The organism is Labrys miyagiensis (assembly GCF_030160835.1).
In the GTDB taxonomy this organism is placed as follows: Bacteria; Pseudomonadota; Alphaproteobacteria; order Rhizobiales; family Labraceae; genus Labrys; species Labrys miyagiensis.
On record NZ_BSPC01000007.1, the window covers coordinates 43336 to 56052 of the forward strand.

The following is a 12717-nucleotide window of genomic DNA, read 5'->3' on the forward strand; positions in this document are numbered from 1 at the left end:
CGCGTGATCTTGGTCCCCCCTCATAGAAAGACAGAATGACCCGTTTCGCTTTTCTGATCGAGCCTCCCTTCTGCGACCGCATGTCCGACGGCACCGTCACGGGCTGCGACGTCGAGTTGGCGCGGACGGTCCTTGCTTTGGCCGGCGCCGAGGATTTCCAGCCCGCCGAGACCGAATTCGCGCAGCTCCTGCCGGGCCTCGTCGATGGCCGCTGGCGGATGACGACAGGCTTGTTCGCCACTGCGGAGCGCCGCAGGCTTGCCGCCTTCAGCCGGCCGATCTGGGCGCTGCCGGACGGGCTGCTGGTGCGCAAGGGCAATCCCCTGCGGCTGACGGGCTACCGCTCCCTCGCCCGCACGCCCGGATCTATCCTCGCCGTGGTCCGCGACCAGATCCAGCACCGCTCCGCCGTGGCGCTCGGCGTCCCCCAAGATCGCATCCAGGTCTTCGAGACCTACGCCAGCGCCGCCAGCGCCATCCTGAACGGCCGAGCCCAGGCCTATGCGAGCGTGGCACGGGCGCATGGCGGCTTCATCGATGGGGCGGGAGCACTGGATCTCGAGGTGGTGACTATCGGCGCGGCTGAAAAGGAGCCAGCCTTCGGCGCCTTCGCCTTCAACCTGGACGACGATGCCTTCAGGCAGGCGGTCGACGAGGCGCTTGGGGCTTACCTCGGCTCCCTGCAACATCGTGCGATGATGAAAGGATACGGCTTCAGCGATGCCGACATCGATCTCGTCGCGTGACGAAGCCGCAGAAATGCCGACCCTTTTTTGCGAGATGCCGACGTCGTATATCTGGCCATCCACGGGCGGAGCAGCTTTCATGACCGACCACTCAAAGCCTCGGCGGCGGGCGATTGTTGATGCGCATCTGCATCTTTATGACAGCCATGCCAATGCCTTTGCCATCTTCGAACAGAGGCAACCCGGCCTTGAGGCCCTGGTCGGCGACTATGCGGCCCTGCCCAGGACCTATCTCCTCGACGCCTATCTTCGCGACAGCGCTTCGAGGGATGTCGAAGGCATCGTCTGGCATGAATTCATCTCCCGGGATGCCGACCGGGAAATGGCATGGGGCCAACAACTCGCGTCTGCGTCGCAGCTTCCCATGGCCCTGGTCGGCCTTGTCGACTTCCTCGACCCAGGCCTGATGGAACGGCTGGAGTTCTATGGTTCCCTACCGGCTGTTACAGGCGTTCGGCAGCATCTGGGCTGGGACGAGAACAATCCGCTCCGATGTTTTGCCACGCGCCCCGACTTCCTTTCGGACGGCAAGTGGCGGGAAGGATTGAAGCGGTTGCGCCATGGAAGGCTGCGCTGCGGCTTGGAGGTCTTCTCCCCGCAATTGCCCGATTTGCTCGACGTCGTCAGGCAGTTTCCGGACATCGGCTTCACGGTCGCCGTCATGGGCTGGCCGACCGACCTCTCGGCCGAGGGCTACAGGCGCTGGCGGTCCGATCTCACGGCCATCGCCCGATGCCACAACACCGTGGTGAGCATCTCGGCGGTGGAGTGCATCTTCGGAATGTCCTGGCGGCCGGAGCAAGTGAAGCCCTGGGTGCTGTCCATGGTGGAGGCATTCGGGCCCGGGCGAGCCATGTTCGGCAGCCATCTGCCTATCACCGGGCTTTCACACGGCTTCGGCCCGCTCTACGACGGTTACGAAGCCATTCTGGCCGGATTTTCGGAAGACGAGAAAAACCAGGTCTTCCGGCGGACAGCCATGCAATGGTTCGGCGTGCCGAAGCGAGAGCTGCTGTCCGAGGCCTGAACTCGCCCTCGCCGCGGCGGCTGGGGCGGATTTGCACCTTGCCAATGGCGGCCTTTGGGATCAATCTTGCTGGGATGAGCCGCGCGCCCGGCAAATGTCGGGCACAAGCAATCGGCCATATGACGGTCCATGCGGGGCAGTGCCGCCCCTTGTTCTTACCGTCGCCCCGCCATCCGCCGGGGCCTTTGGAAATCGATCATGGACGACCGACAGCAATGGACATACGACGCGATTCTGGCCCGCTGCAAGGACCTGATCCCGCCTCTCGACCTCCACAAGCACATCAAGCACGGCACGCTGGTGGTGTCCCACAGCACGCTGGACGGCATCGACTTCTGGGCGAACGATCCCGCCGATTTCGAGGCCGAGCTGAGCGGGCGGGCGAAACGTCCCGACGCCGGTGAATTGCCCAAGCCCGGCGAGTGCGGCACCTCCTTCGACGCCACGCGCACGCCCCGTTCAGCCAACGCCTCGATGATCGGCATGAGGGACGATCCCACCAACTGGGCCCTGGAGGCCTCGTTGGGCGCGACCGAGGGCGTGGGCTTCCGCGAGCAGTGGCGGCCCCCGCCGCAGCCCCGGCCAGCGCTGCTGCCGCAGACCCAATATGGCAGCAAGCGCATCTCGCTGGGCTTCGGCGAGACCGGCAAAAGGCTGACCTTCACCGCCCTTCACGCCTCCGTTTCCAAGAGGAAGTGCAACGTCCACATCGACGAGCGCGGCTTCGTGGTGAACGCACCCGATGGCGCCATCGTCACGCCCACCTTCTGGGGGCATCTGGCGAACGAACTGCTGCTCAAGACCAAGTTCCGCGACTGGCTCAACCGCAAGATCGGCGACAATGTCATCGGAGCGCTCGTCGTGGAAGTGGTCAACCACCTGTCGCTGCGATTTCCCGACGCCGAGAACGGCTTCGCCGGCCTGGAAGGCAAGGTGAACCGCATCAAGGGCATCAATGACGTCGAGGATATCGGCAAGACGTTCCTGCCCATCGGCCTGACGGCTGACCTGTGGCACTTCAAGAACTCGACCGTGCAGGCCAACTACTACTGGCACGACGGCCAGCAGACGCTGACGCTGAGCTGGGGCGGCACGTTCGATAAATTCGGGTCGAAGTAGCACTGTCGATCGGGCGCTTTGACCAACCCAGAATGCGCAGCCATCCCCAGCGATTCACTGATTCTGTATTGGAGTGAATACGCTCCACGGTTGGGCGAGATGAGGCATCTCGAAACAAGGCGCGCCGTTTGCGCCCCCTCGCCCCGTTTACGGGGAGAGGGGGCTTCGACGGCGAGCCTTCTTTTCAAACGCCTCATCTCGCCCAACCGCTTTCTTGCACCCCATTTTGTGCCGATCAGTCAACAATTTGAGGCGTTGTAGAAGGACGACCGATCAGCGCACGCCACGGATCAGCCTCAGCCATGGCGCCAGGTGGAAGGCGCTCATCAGGAGATACATCATCGCCATGCCGCTCAGCGGCGATGCAGGGCTTGCCGAGCAGGGCATGCTCATCGACTCTCCGCCCAGCACCGTGGTGAGCACGGCCATCAGCGCGAAAGTCGGCGATGCCGCCAGGGCCAGCCAGTCCGCCGCGCCGAAGGCGGCGGGGTTCCGGCGGATGGCGCCGCCGGGCCCGCTGGAACATGCCTCGCTCATGGCTTGGTGCCCGCCTGCTGCTCCCGGAAAGCCGCCTCGCCGACGTCCGAGACCTTGACCCACTCCTTGTCCGGCGCGGCTTCCGGAACATAGCTGTCGTGCCAGTTCCACCATTTGTAGGTCGGGGTCTGCGGGTAGCCTTCGGGCGAGTTCTCCCAGACCTCCTGCCGGCCCAGCGGCGTAATGTCGAGATAGTTCCAGGTGCCGCCCATCTGCTCATCGCCGCGATTGTTGATGTAGTAGGTGCGGAACACGCGACCGCCGTCGCGGATGAACACATTCGTGCCGTGCCATTCGTCCACGCCGAAGTCTTTGTCGAAGCCATCCGTGATCGTGTACCACGGCATCGTCCAGCCCATCCGCGCCTTGAGGTCCGCAATCTTGTCCTGCGGGGCCCGCGAGACGAAGACGAGGGTGGTGTCGCGGGCGTTGAGATGGGCGACGTGTGCGACCTGGTCCGCCACCATCGAGCAACCGCGGCAGGCACGCTCGGGCCAGCCGAACACGCCGGGCTCGTAGAAGGCGCGGTAGACGATCAACTGGCGCCGCCCCTCGAACAGATCGGTAAAGCTCGCCTTGCCCTGCGGCCCGTCGAACACATAGTCCTTCTCGACCGCCAGCCACGGCATCCGCCGCCGCTCGGCCGCCAGGGCGTCGCGAGCCCGGGTCTGCTGCTTCTCCTTCACCAGCAGGCGCTGGCGAGCGGCTTCCCAGGCCTGCGGCGATACGACGGGTGGCGTCTTCATGGCGGATAGACCGCCTTCCTGTCCGTTCTGCTGTACTGTCGTCATGGCTTTGTAACCTCCGAATTCCTGGCGGGCCCTCGCACCCCAATGCCGGAGGGCGAGCCCACGCGCTGCTGGTCAGCGGTTGTTGACCGTGAGGCGAGTGTGTCACCGGGCCGCGAAGGGCGGGAGTTACAAGTGTGACGGGATTTGCGGGGACGCTGATCGCGGCCGCGGGGCGTAGGGGGCGATTAATATGCGCCGTGATCTCCGAGGGGCGCCGGCCTTGAATGACCGGCGCCTCCACTCGGACGAGCGCCGTCAGACGTTGCTGACGCCGCCGTCGACGACCATGTCGGAGCCCGTCATGAACGAGCTCTCGTCCGAGGCGAGGAAGAGGGCGGCGTTGGCGAGCTCCTCGGGACGCCCGAGCCTCAGCATGGGCGTGTAGGTGGCGTACATCTTGCGAAGTGCGGCAGCCTCCTCGGGCGTCGTCGCCTGCGCGTCCATGATCGGCGTGTCGACGGGCCCCGGGCTCAGGAGGTTCGCGCGGATGCCGCTGTCCTTGAATTCGGCCGCCCAGGTCCGGACGTATGAACGCACCGCCGCCTTGGTGGCAGCATAGGTCGAGTGGTTCGCCAGGCCCATATAGTGCATGGCCGAGGACACCAGGATGATCGATCCTCCGCGACCCATCATCGGCAGCATCTTCTGCACGAGGAACAGCGGCCCCTTGGCCATCAGGTTGAACGTGCGGTCGTAGTGCTCCTCCGTGATGTCGCGCAGCGGCACCTGTTCGGTGAAGCCGGCGTTGGACACGACCACGTCCACCCTGCCCTTGGTACTGCGGACGGCGTCGGCGACGCGGTCGAGATCCTCGAGCCTGGACGCGTCCGCCCGGATGGCGGTGACGTTGGCGCCGATGACCTGCGCCGCCTCGTCGAGCGTATCCTGGCGCCGGCCGAAGATGAAGACATGCGCGCCCTCCGTCACGAAACGCTGGGCAATGGCGAGCCCGATGCCGCTGGTGCCGCCGCTGATCACGGCAATTTTGCCTGTCAATCCAGACATGGTGCTTCCCTTCAATTTGCGGTCCCGGCTCATCCCGGGGCTGAGGGTTCTTAGCTAGGTCATGTCAAATCCAAAGATAATGATATAAAACTCCATAAGATTAATTCTAATAGAGAATAAGATGGATCGATTTCACGAATTGAATGCCTTTATCGCCGTCGTTGAAGCAGGCGGTTTTTCCGCGGCGGCACGGAGAACCGGCGAGTCGCAGCCGGCCGTCAGCAAGGCCATCGGCGCGCTGGAAAAACGCCTCGGCGTGGCGCTCTTCAACCGCAGCACGCGCAGCGTGACCCTGACCGATCAGGGACAGCGATATTATGAGCGGACGAAACCGCTCGTCGACGAGATGGACGAGGCCGACAGCGAACTGACAAGCAGCAGACTCGATGCCTCGGGCCTGATCAGGATCGCTGCCGCCGCCACCTTCGGCCGCCTGCATATCCTGCCGCTGATCCCGGAACTGCTGTCAGCCAATCCCGGCCTCCAGGTCGATCTCGTGCTCTCGGATTTCGTGCGGGACATGGTGGAAGACCGGATCGATCTGGCGATACGCGTGGGGCCCGTCGACTTGCCGGACGCGGTCGTCCGGCGCGTGGCCGCGACGCCGCTCGTCTGCGTCGGTTCCCGCCACTACTTCGAGCAGCACGGGATGCCCAGGAACCCCGCCGAGCTCGTCGATCACAACTGCCTCGTCTATGGCGGTCTGGTGGAGTCGGCGAATTGGCCCTTTGTGGGACCGGAGGGCCGTTTCAGTGTGTCCGTTCGTGGAAATCTTTCATCCAACAGCGTCGAAACCATCCGGGCGGGTGTTCTGGCCGGCGTTGGCATCGGCCTGTTTGCCAAGGTCTCGCTTGCCGATGACCTTGGGCATCCGGACGTGATCACGATCCTCGACGAGTTCATAAGCGATGTCCGGGACGTAAGCCTCGTCTGGCCGAAACGCCGCTTCATCCCCGCCCGCGTGCGCCGCGCGACCGACTTCTTCGCGAAGGCGATACCGCAGCGATTGTAGGGATCGGTCTTGTCGCAAAACGCTTTGGGGTCCACGACAATCAGTGCTGCCAAGGCTTGTAGACGAATTCCAGCGTGTAGCCGTCAGGATCGGTTACTTGCCCGGCGTAATAGCGGGGATCGTAGTAGGCCTGCGGTCCCGGCGTGATCTTGTTGGCAGCGCCGGCCTGCAAGGCAGCTTCATGGGCGCTCCGCACCTCGGCTTCGGAATGGGCGATAAAGCCCACATGGACAGCGCCGGGAGCGGGCGTGCCATGCCTGAGCCAGAATGGTATCCGCCCATCCGCGCCAAAGCCCTTCAGGTCGGGATGCCCCGCTGGCCCGTCCTTGCCGTCGTAATCGTAGCGAACCGTCATGCCGATATGCGGAAGCACGGCCTCATAGAAGGCGATCGAGCGCTCGATGTCGCTCACCGTCAGAAACATATGGTCCAGCATGGGTGCTCCCTTTTGCGGTATCCTATCCTACTGACCGGCGAGTATTGGCAGCCGAAAACCACTAGGGATGCGATTCTAGCCCGCACCGCACACCGCAGGAATCCCCCAAGCTCAGTTTTCACGCGGTCTGCGGGCGTTTCGCGACAAATTTGCAGAACCTCGATAGCGCAGCGCCTCGACCAGTAGCGCAAAAGCCTGTGTCGGCTGGCGGCGGCTCGGGTAGTAGAGATGGTAGCCTGAGAAGGGCGCGCACCAGTCGCCGAGCACGCGAACCAGGCGACCGCTTTTGAGATCGCCGCTCACCTGTTCTTCTGTCAGGTAAGCGAGGCCTAGGCCTGCCCGCGCAGCGTCGAGAATGAGCCCGGCCGTTCCAAAAACGAGCTGGCCTTCGACTCGCACATTCAGCTCGCGCCCAGATTTTTCGAATTCCCAGCTGTAGAGCCCGCCATGGGTTGGCAGGCGCAGATTGATGCAGTCATGCTCTGTCAGGTCCTGCGGCGTTATCGGCGGCTTGCGTTCGGTGAAATATGAGGGGGCGCCGACCACAGCCATGCGTGCATCCGGCGCAATGCGGACCGAAATCATGCCGCTCGCGACCATCTCACCGAACCGCACACCGGCATCGAACCGCTCAGCCACAATGTCCGTCAGCCCGACATCGGTAATGATTTCAACTTTGATATCGGGGTACTTCGGCAGGAAGCCTTCCAATGCCGGAAGGAGAACCGAAGCTGCGGCGTTTTCGCTCGCGGTCAAGCGGATCGTGCCTGCCGGCTTGTCACGCAACGCCATCACCGCTTCCAGCTCGGCATCAACTTCCGCAAAACGCGGGCCGACCGCACGCAGCAGGCGTTCGCCGGCCTCCGTCGCCGACACACGGCGCGTCGTTCTCGCCAGGAGCCGCACCCCGAGCCGCGCTTCGAGGCCGCGCATGGTCTGGCTCAATGCGGACTGTGACACGCCAAGCTGCGCCGCCGCGCGTGTGAAGCTTTGCTCCCGGGCCACCACGAGAAAGGCGACCAGATCGGCAGCCGTTTCCTTCCGCATTAAGAAGTCTCACTAATAAGTTTATGCGGATTATATCCCATTATCGCGAGCAATGGCGCTTGTTATTTTTGAGAAATACGAGGGCGCGGCGTCGCCCTTCCTTTCTCGACAGGAATTGGGTCATGGAGATCAAACGCAGTGGCGCGCAGCCGTCCGGCAAAGGTCCCGCCGACTGGTTTACCGGTATAGTGCGCGTCGATCCGCTGTTCAGCCCGCCTGAGCCCGCCCGTGTTTCCGGCGCGCTTGTGACATTCGAGCCAGGCGCGCGCACGGCCTGGCATACCCACCCGCTCGGGCAGACGCTGATCGTTACGGTCGGCTGCGGACAGGTACAGCGCGAAGGTGGTCCGATCGAACTCGTTCACCCAGGCGATGTCGTATGGTTTCCGCCCGGCGAAAAGCACTGGCATGGCGCGGGCGCGACCACGGCCATGAGCCATATGGCAATTCAGGAAAAGCTCGACGGCAAGAACGTCGATTGGATGGAAAAGGTCACCGACGAGCAATATGGCGGCTGAGGCCCGACCATCCTCGCTTCATTGACAATCCTTGCAGCCTCGCCGCTCACTCCAGGAGGTCTGACCATGGCCGACGAACCGACAAACGCACGAAAGAATTTTGGCGATATCGCGCCTCATCTTGCCGACATCACCGACAAGGTGCTGTTTGGCGATGTCTGGGAAAATCTAACCTTGTCGCCGCGCGACCGTAGCCTGGTAACGATCACCTGCCTGATCTCACTCTACCGCATGAATGAAATGCCCTTCCACCTGATAAGGGCTTTGGAAAACGGTGTTACGCGCGACGAGATCATCGAAACCATCAGCCATCTCGCCTTTTATGCAGGGTGGCCGCCGGCGATGACCTCGCTCCAGATCGCGCGCAAGGTGTTCGAAGAGACCGGCAGATAAGTCGGGTTGTCGCCCTTCACCCTGGATATGAGGAACGCGATGCCGTGGCCCGCTGTGGAACTGAGAAAGATCGCTGAGACGGACGACCTTCGTATCGCACCGTTTCGTGAGGACGGGACCACCTACGGTACCCTCGCGTGGATTTGGTCGGTTGTGGTCGATGATGCCCTCTACGTGCGCGCTTACAATGGACAAGCCTCACATTGGTACCAGGCCGCTGTACGGCAAAAAGCGGGACGGATTACCGCTGCCGGCATGACGCGGGAAGTTGCCTTTGAGCAAGCCGAAGGCTCGCTCGACGACCGTATCGATGACGCTTACCGGACGAAATATCGCGGTAGCCGCTACCTCGATCCAATGATCAGCACGCGCGCGCGGACCACCACGATCAGGATTGACCTTCGCGCCTGAGAGGAGGAGCCATGCCACATATCATCGTCAAACTCGCGCTCGGCAGGTCGGAGCAGCACAAGCAGCAGCTCGCCGAAAGCGTGACACAAGCGGTCATGACGAGCCTCGGCGTGGGTGAGGATGCCGTTTCGGTCAGTCTTGAAGAGATCGCGCCATCCGAGTGGACCGAAAAGGTCTACACGCCCGACATAATCAATAGTCCCGGCAAGCTCTACAAGCGGCCTGGTTACAAGCCCTTCTGAACAACAGCCAAAGGAGCCGAACAATGGAAAAGCGCATGCTAAGCCAGGGATTGGAAGTCACAGCCCTATCGCTCGGCGCGATGGGCTACGGCAAATCACGCGACATTCCCGATCGTCCCGAGATGATTGCGCTGCTGCGCAAAGCCGCCGATCTCGGCATGGATTTCTTCGACACCGCCGAAGTCTATGGCCCGTGGACGAACGAGGTCATGGTGGGCGAGGCCTTTCGCGGAATGCGCGACAAGGTGAAGATCGCGACAAAGTTCGGCTGGGATATCGATCAGCAGACCGGCGAGCATCGAGGCAACGTCAACAGCAAGCCCGCGCAAATTCGCAGCGCGGCCGAAGGCAGCTTGAAGCGGCTCGGCACGGACTACATCGACCTCTATTATCAGCACCGCGTCGATCCCGAGGTGCCGATGGAGGAGGTTGCCGGCGCGGTCAAGGACCTGATTCAGCAGGGCAAGGTTCGCTTCTTCGGCCTCTCGGAAGCCGGGGCGAACTCCATTCGCCGCGCACATGCTGTGCAGCCAGTGGCGGCGCTTCAAAGCGAATACTCGCTTTGGACGCGCGAGCCCGAGGACGAGATCATTCCGACGCTCGAAGAACTTGGCATTGGCATGGTTCCCTTCAGCCCGCTCGGCAAAGGCTTCCTCACTGGCACGATCGACGCCAGCACGAAGTTCAGCGATACCGACATGCGTCGCGGCGTTCCACGCTTTGCGACCGAGGCGCGTGACGCCAATCAGCGTCTCATCGACCTGTTGCGCAAAGTCGGCGAGCGGCACAAGGCAAGCCCGGCGCAGGTAGCGCTCGCCTGGCTTCTCGCTCGCAAGCCCTGGATCGTGCCCCTGTTCGGCACCCGCAGGCTTGAGCGGTTCGAAGAGAATATCGGGGCGCTGTCCGTGCACCTGACGGCGGACGACATGCGGGAGCTGGACGAGAGCCGGGCGACGATGCCCGTCCAGGGCAATCGTTACCCCGAAGAGCATATGCGGCGCGTCGGCCTCTGACGGCCCCAGCCAAGGACGAGGCTTTCGCAAACCTCCCTCTTCGTTGCGAAATGATGCATCGCACGCTTCGCCCAGATCTCACCACCGAACCGTGCGGCCGAGATAGTCGAGGTACTGCAAGCCCGCCTTGCCGCTCTGTGCGTCGATGGTGTCCGCCACCTTGGGGATGCTCTCCTCGATGCTCAGCCGGCCCTCGGGTCCGCCCATGTCGGTGCGGACCCAACCCGGGGCGATGAGCAGCATGGCCCTGGGGTCGTCACGGTGACGGGCGGCGAAGCTGCGCATCAGGGTGTTCAGGGCCGCCTTGCTGGCGCGATACACCTCCCTGGAGCCGGCCTCGTTGTCGGCGACGCTCCCCTGCCCGGATGACATGATCCCCAGCGTGCCGGTCGGGACCACGAGATCCTGCAGGCTTTCCAGAACGCGCATCGGGCTCAGGGCGTTCGTCACCATCACCCGGATGAACTCTTGCGTCGCAACCTCGGCGATCGTCTCCCGCGGGTTGTTGGTGACGCCGGCATTGATGAACAGCAGATCGAAGGTCCACGACGAGAGCCGCGCCCGCAAGGCGCCGACCAGGACGGGATCGTTGATGTCGACGGTCTCGACCTCCAGCCGCCCGTCAGACGCCTCGGCGAGATCATGCAGCCTTGACCTGGAGCCGGCCCGTTCGGTGGCGACGACACGCCAGCCCCGCTGCAGGTATTCGACGGCCAAGGCATAGCCCAGGCCACGCGAGGCGCCGATGAGAAGCAGGGTCTTGTCGGAAGAGGGTGTGGGCATTTCATTCGTCCCTTGTGGAGAAGTTCACTCAGGATACCGTCCTCCGCAGCAGGCGAAAGACGCAGCATTTGCAGTTTATTGCTGCACTTGACGCCATGTGGACGCAGATTGTCGTCCACGGATCTGGTCTTCGGGAGCTGTCACGGCAGCCTCGGTCCATCGCGTCAAAGCGCCTGGATGAAACGCCGGTTGTCCTCTTTGAAGCCGACGGACTTGTAGAAGGCATGGGCGCCGGCCCTGTGATCCCCGCTCGTCACCTCCGCCCGAATGCAGCCGGCCTCGCGAAAGAAGACGAGCGCGCGTTCCACCAGCGCCCTGCCGACGCCGGCGCCGCGGACATCCTCGTCGGCGACGAGCGAGGTGATCCGCCCGAAGCGCCCCTCGGCGTGGAACAATTCGAAGGCATGCGCGCTGAGGCAGCCGGCGATGGCCGTATCGAGCACCGCGACAAACACGGCGTCGTCGCTCGAGGCCTGCAGCAGCTCGATCTTTCGTGTGATGAGGTCGGCCGGGGCTTCGTAGCCCAGTTGGGCCATGAGTCGGGAGATTTCGGGTGCATCTGTGGGGGAGGCGCGTCGGATGAGCATGCCCTTACTGTGGCACGCGGCGCATCCACCGGCCAACCCCGTCAGGCGCGAAGGATGCCCCGGAAGGCCGGATATCTCGGACAACCGGCGGCGAAGCGGTTGCTATTCGCGGCGACGATGATAAACGGGAATTCCGGCTCTGTTCCCAAAGGAAACCTTCATGCCGGATTTTTCCACCTTCGTGCTCTTTGCGGCCGCCTCGCTGGTTCTCACGGCGACGCCCGGCCCGGATATGCTTCTCATTGCCTCCCGCAGTGTCAGCCAGGGGCGATCTGCCGGTTTCCTCACCTATGCAGGCATCGCTCTCGGCACCTATTGCCACGCCATCGCGGCTGGACTCGGGCTGTCCCGGCTCTTTCTCACGGTTCCCATCGCCTATGACGTGGTGCGCTGGGCGGGTTGCATCTACCTGCTTTACCTTGCCTGGAAGACGATCCGGACGGAGGGCTCCGCCTTCTCCCCGTCACCCGCACTGAAGCGACTATCCGGCAGAAGGATTCTCGCGGCGGGCCTCGCCACAAATCTTCTCAACCCGAAAATGGCGCTTTTCGTGCTGGCCCTCTTTCCGCAATTCGTCGACCCGACAGGCGGTTCGCTGCTCTTGCAGATGGTGCTGCTGGCCACGGTCCTGAATGGGATCGGTCTTGTGGTGAATGGTACGGTCATCCTGCTGGGAAGCCATATCCGCAGCCGTCTTACGGCCATGCGCCATTTCCCCAGGCTCCCGCAATATCTGCTTGCAAGCGTGTTCGCCGGATTGGCCTGGCGCCTGGCACTCGCAACGAGGAATTGACGGTGTGCGCATGCAAGTCCTCATCGCAGCCACTCTGCAAAAATCACCTGCCGGAATAAGGATATTTGTGGCAGGCCATCTCCTCCGCTCGACACTGTTGGAAGACAATGAGTCTCCCGGAATCTAGAGGATCATGAAGTCATTTGATCTGGTGATTTTCGATTGCGACGGCGTTCTCGTGGACAGTGAATAAATCGGGAGCGAAGTTCTGTCTATCGTCTTGGGCGAGTATGGCATCGCCATCGATGCGACGACGG

Annotated in this window: 17 protein-coding genes; 10 read left to right on the top strand and 7 right to left on the bottom strand. The window is 62.9% G+C overall.

The annotated features are described in order from the left end of the window. Positions 1-35: 35 nt before the first annotated feature. The 3 genes from QQL24_RS04650 to QQL24_RS04660 all read left to right on the top strand — a co-directional run bounded on the left by QQL24_RS04650 (position 36) and on the right by QQL24_RS04660 (position 2892). The gene (locus QQL24_RS04650) at positions 36-746 is read left to right on the top strand and encodes a transporter substrate-binding domain-containing protein (RefSeq protein ID WP_284310738.1); all 711 of its coding nucleotides are present in this window, start codon (positions 36-38) and stop codon (positions 744-746) included. A 79-nt stretch (positions 747-825) separates the two neighbouring features. Continuing rightward, positions 826-1773 (top strand): amidohydrolase family protein, encoded by a 948-nt coding sequence (locus QQL24_RS04655; protein WP_284310739.1) that lies wholly within the window; start codon positions 826-828, stop codon positions 1771-1773. Positions 1774-1971: 198 nt separating this feature from the next. After that, positions 1972-2892 (top strand): hypothetical protein, encoded by a 921-nt coding sequence (locus tag QQL24_RS04660; RefSeq protein ID WP_284310740.1) that lies wholly within the window; start codon positions 1972-1974, stop codon positions 2890-2892. A 273-nt stretch (positions 2893-3165) separates the two neighbouring features. Here QQL24_RS04660 and QQL24_RS04665 read toward each other — a convergent pair whose 3' ends face one another. The 3 genes from QQL24_RS04665 to QQL24_RS04675 form a co-directional block, all read right to left on the bottom strand. Next, positions 3166-3429, bottom strand: a complete 264-nt coding sequence (locus QQL24_RS04665) for a hypothetical protein (protein ID WP_284310741.1) — start codon at positions 3427-3429, stop codon at positions 3166-3168. Further along, positions 3426-4220, bottom strand: coding sequence for a DUF899 domain-containing protein (locus tag QQL24_RS04670; protein WP_284310742.1), 795 nt, complete (start codon positions 4218-4220; stop codon positions 3426-3428). The genes QQL24_RS04665 and QQL24_RS04670 overlap by 4 nt, the downstream gene beginning before the upstream one ends. Positions 4221-4475: 255 nt before the next feature. Then, positions 4476-5225, bottom strand: a complete 750-nt coding sequence (locus QQL24_RS04675) for an SDR family NAD(P)-dependent oxidoreductase (protein ID WP_284310743.1) — start codon at positions 5223-5225, stop codon at positions 4476-4478. A 121-nt stretch (positions 5226-5346) separates the two neighbouring features. Between QQL24_RS04675 and QQL24_RS04680 the strand changes: the two genes are divergently transcribed. After that, entirely contained in the window at positions 5347-6237 is an 891-nt protein-coding gene (locus QQL24_RS04680) for a LysR family transcriptional regulator (protein WP_284310744.1), read from the top strand. Positions 6238-6277: 40 nt separating this feature from the next. Here QQL24_RS04680 and QQL24_RS04685 read toward each other — a convergent pair whose 3' ends face one another. Both QQL24_RS04685 and QQL24_RS04690 read right to left on the bottom strand, forming a co-directional pair. Continuing rightward, entirely contained in the window at positions 6278-6673 is a 396-nt protein-coding gene (locus QQL24_RS04685) for a VOC family protein (protein ID WP_284310745.1), read from the bottom strand. 111 nt (positions 6674-6784) lie between these two features. Then, positions 6785-7720 (bottom strand): LysR family transcriptional regulator, encoded by a 936-nt coding sequence (locus tag QQL24_RS04690; RefSeq protein ID WP_284310746.1) that lies wholly within the window; start codon positions 7718-7720, stop codon positions 6785-6787. 122 nt (positions 7721-7842) lie between these two features. On the opposite strand from QQL24_RS04690, the gene QQL24_RS04695 reads away from it, so the two are divergent. The 5 genes from QQL24_RS04695 (at position 7843) to QQL24_RS04715 (ending at position 10297) form a co-directional block, all read left to right on the top strand. Further along, positions 7843-8238 carry a (R)-mandelonitrile lyase gene (locus QQL24_RS04695; RefSeq protein ID WP_284310747.1) on the top strand — a complete coding sequence of 132 codons (396 nt, stop codon included), beginning with the start codon at positions 7843-7845 and terminating at the stop codon, positions 8236-8238. A 66-nt stretch (positions 8239-8304) separates the two neighbouring features. Next, on the top strand, positions 8305-8631 hold the full coding sequence (locus QQL24_RS04700) for a carboxymuconolactone decarboxylase family protein (RefSeq protein ID WP_284310748.1): 327 nt from the start codon (positions 8305-8307) through the stop codon (positions 8629-8631). Between the two features lie 39 nt (positions 8632-8670). Then, positions 8671-9042, top strand: coding sequence for a DUF2255 family protein (locus QQL24_RS04705; RefSeq protein WP_284310749.1), 372 nt, complete (start codon positions 8671-8673; stop codon positions 9040-9042). 11 nt (positions 9043-9053) lie between these two features. After that, entirely contained in the window at positions 9054-9284 is a 231-nt protein-coding gene (locus QQL24_RS04710) for a tautomerase family protein (protein WP_284310750.1), read from the top strand. A gap of 23 nt (positions 9285-9307) precedes the next feature. Next, positions 9308-10297: an aldo/keto reductase gene (locus QQL24_RS04715; RefSeq protein WP_284310751.1), complete on the top strand. Its 990-nt coding sequence runs from the start codon at positions 9308-9310 to the stop codon at positions 10295-10297. A 78-nt stretch (positions 10298-10375) separates the two neighbouring features. Here the strand turns inward: QQL24_RS04715 and QQL24_RS04720 are convergent, their stop codons facing one another. Together QQL24_RS04720 and QQL24_RS04725 are read right to left on the bottom strand one after the other, a co-directional pair. After that, positions 10376-11080 (bottom strand): SDR family NAD(P)-dependent oxidoreductase, encoded by a 705-nt coding sequence (locus QQL24_RS04720; protein ID WP_284310752.1) that lies wholly within the window; start codon positions 11078-11080, stop codon positions 10376-10378. 164 nt (positions 11081-11244) lie between these two features. Then, positions 11245-11616, bottom strand: coding sequence for a GNAT family N-acetyltransferase (locus tag QQL24_RS04725; RefSeq protein WP_284310753.1), 372 nt, complete (start codon positions 11614-11616; stop codon positions 11245-11247). A gap of 211 nt (positions 11617-11827) precedes the next feature. Here QQL24_RS04725 and QQL24_RS04730 point away from each other — a divergent pair, with 211 nt between their 5' ends. Then, positions 11828-12460, top strand: coding sequence for a LysE family translocator (locus QQL24_RS04730; protein ID WP_284310754.1), 633 nt, complete (start codon positions 11828-11830; stop codon positions 12458-12460). Positions 12461-12717 lie beyond the last annotated feature (257 nt).

Bases quoted from the DNA above. Each gene is read 5' to 3' on its own strand.
- QQL24_RS04705 (WP_284310749.1), top strand. From the start codon at position 8,671: ATGCCGTGGCCCGCTGTGGAACTGAGAAAGATCGCTGAGACGGACGAC.
- QQL24_RS04700 (WP_284310748.1), top strand. From the start codon at position 8,305: ATGGCCGACGAACCGACAAACGCACGAAAGAATTTTGGCGATATCGCG.
- QQL24_RS04695 (WP_284310747.1), top strand. From the start codon at position 7,843: ATGGAGATCAAACGCAGTGGCGCGCAGCCGTCCGGCAAAGGTCCCGCC.
- QQL24_RS04675 (WP_284310743.1), bottom strand. From the start codon at position 5,225: ATGTCTGGATTGACAGGCAAAATTGCCGTGATCAGCGGCGGCACCAGC.
- QQL24_RS04685 (WP_284310745.1), bottom strand. From the start codon at position 6,673: ATGCTGGACCATATGTTTCTGACGGTGAGCGACATCGAGCGCTCGATC.
- QQL24_RS04650 (WP_284310738.1), top strand. From the start codon at position 36: ATGACCCGTTTCGCTTTTCTGATCGAGCCTCCCTTCTGCGACCGCATG.
- QQL24_RS04670 (WP_284310742.1), bottom strand. From the start codon at position 4,220: ATGACGACAGTACAGCAGAACGGACAGGAAGGCGGTCTATCCGCCATG.
- QQL24_RS04660 (WP_284310740.1), top strand. From the start codon at position 1,972: ATGGACGACCGACAGCAATGGACATACGACGCGATTCTGGCCCGCTGC.
- QQL24_RS04720 (WP_284310752.1), bottom strand. From the start codon at position 11,080: ATGCCCACACCCTCTTCCGACAAGACCCTGCTTCTCATCGGCGCCTCG.
- QQL24_RS04715 (WP_284310751.1), top strand. From the start codon at position 9,308: ATGGAAAAGCGCATGCTAAGCCAGGGATTGGAAGTCACAGCCCTATCG.
- QQL24_RS04680 (WP_284310744.1), top strand. From the start codon at position 5,347: ATGGATCGATTTCACGAATTGAATGCCTTTATCGCCGTCGTTGAAGCA.
- QQL24_RS04710 (WP_284310750.1), top strand. From the start codon at position 9,054: ATGCCACATATCATCGTCAAACTCGCGCTCGGCAGGTCGGAGCAGCAC.
- QQL24_RS04725 (WP_284310753.1), bottom strand. From the start codon at position 11,616: ATGGCCCAACTGGGCTACGAAGCCCCGGCCGACCTCATCACACGAAAG.
- QQL24_RS04690 (WP_284310746.1), bottom strand. From the start codon at position 7,720: ATGCGGAAGGAAACGGCTGCCGATCTGGTCGCCTTTCTCGTGGTGGCC.
- QQL24_RS04730 (WP_284310754.1), top strand. From the start codon at position 11,828: ATGCCGGATTTTTCCACCTTCGTGCTCTTTGCGGCCGCCTCGCTGGTT.
- QQL24_RS04655 (WP_284310739.1), top strand. From the start codon at position 826: ATGACCGACCACTCAAAGCCTCGGCGGCGGGCGATTGTTGATGCGCAT.
- QQL24_RS04665 (WP_284310741.1), bottom strand. From the start codon at position 3,429: ATGAGCGAGGCATGTTCCAGCGGGCCCGGCGGCGCCATCCGCCGGAAC.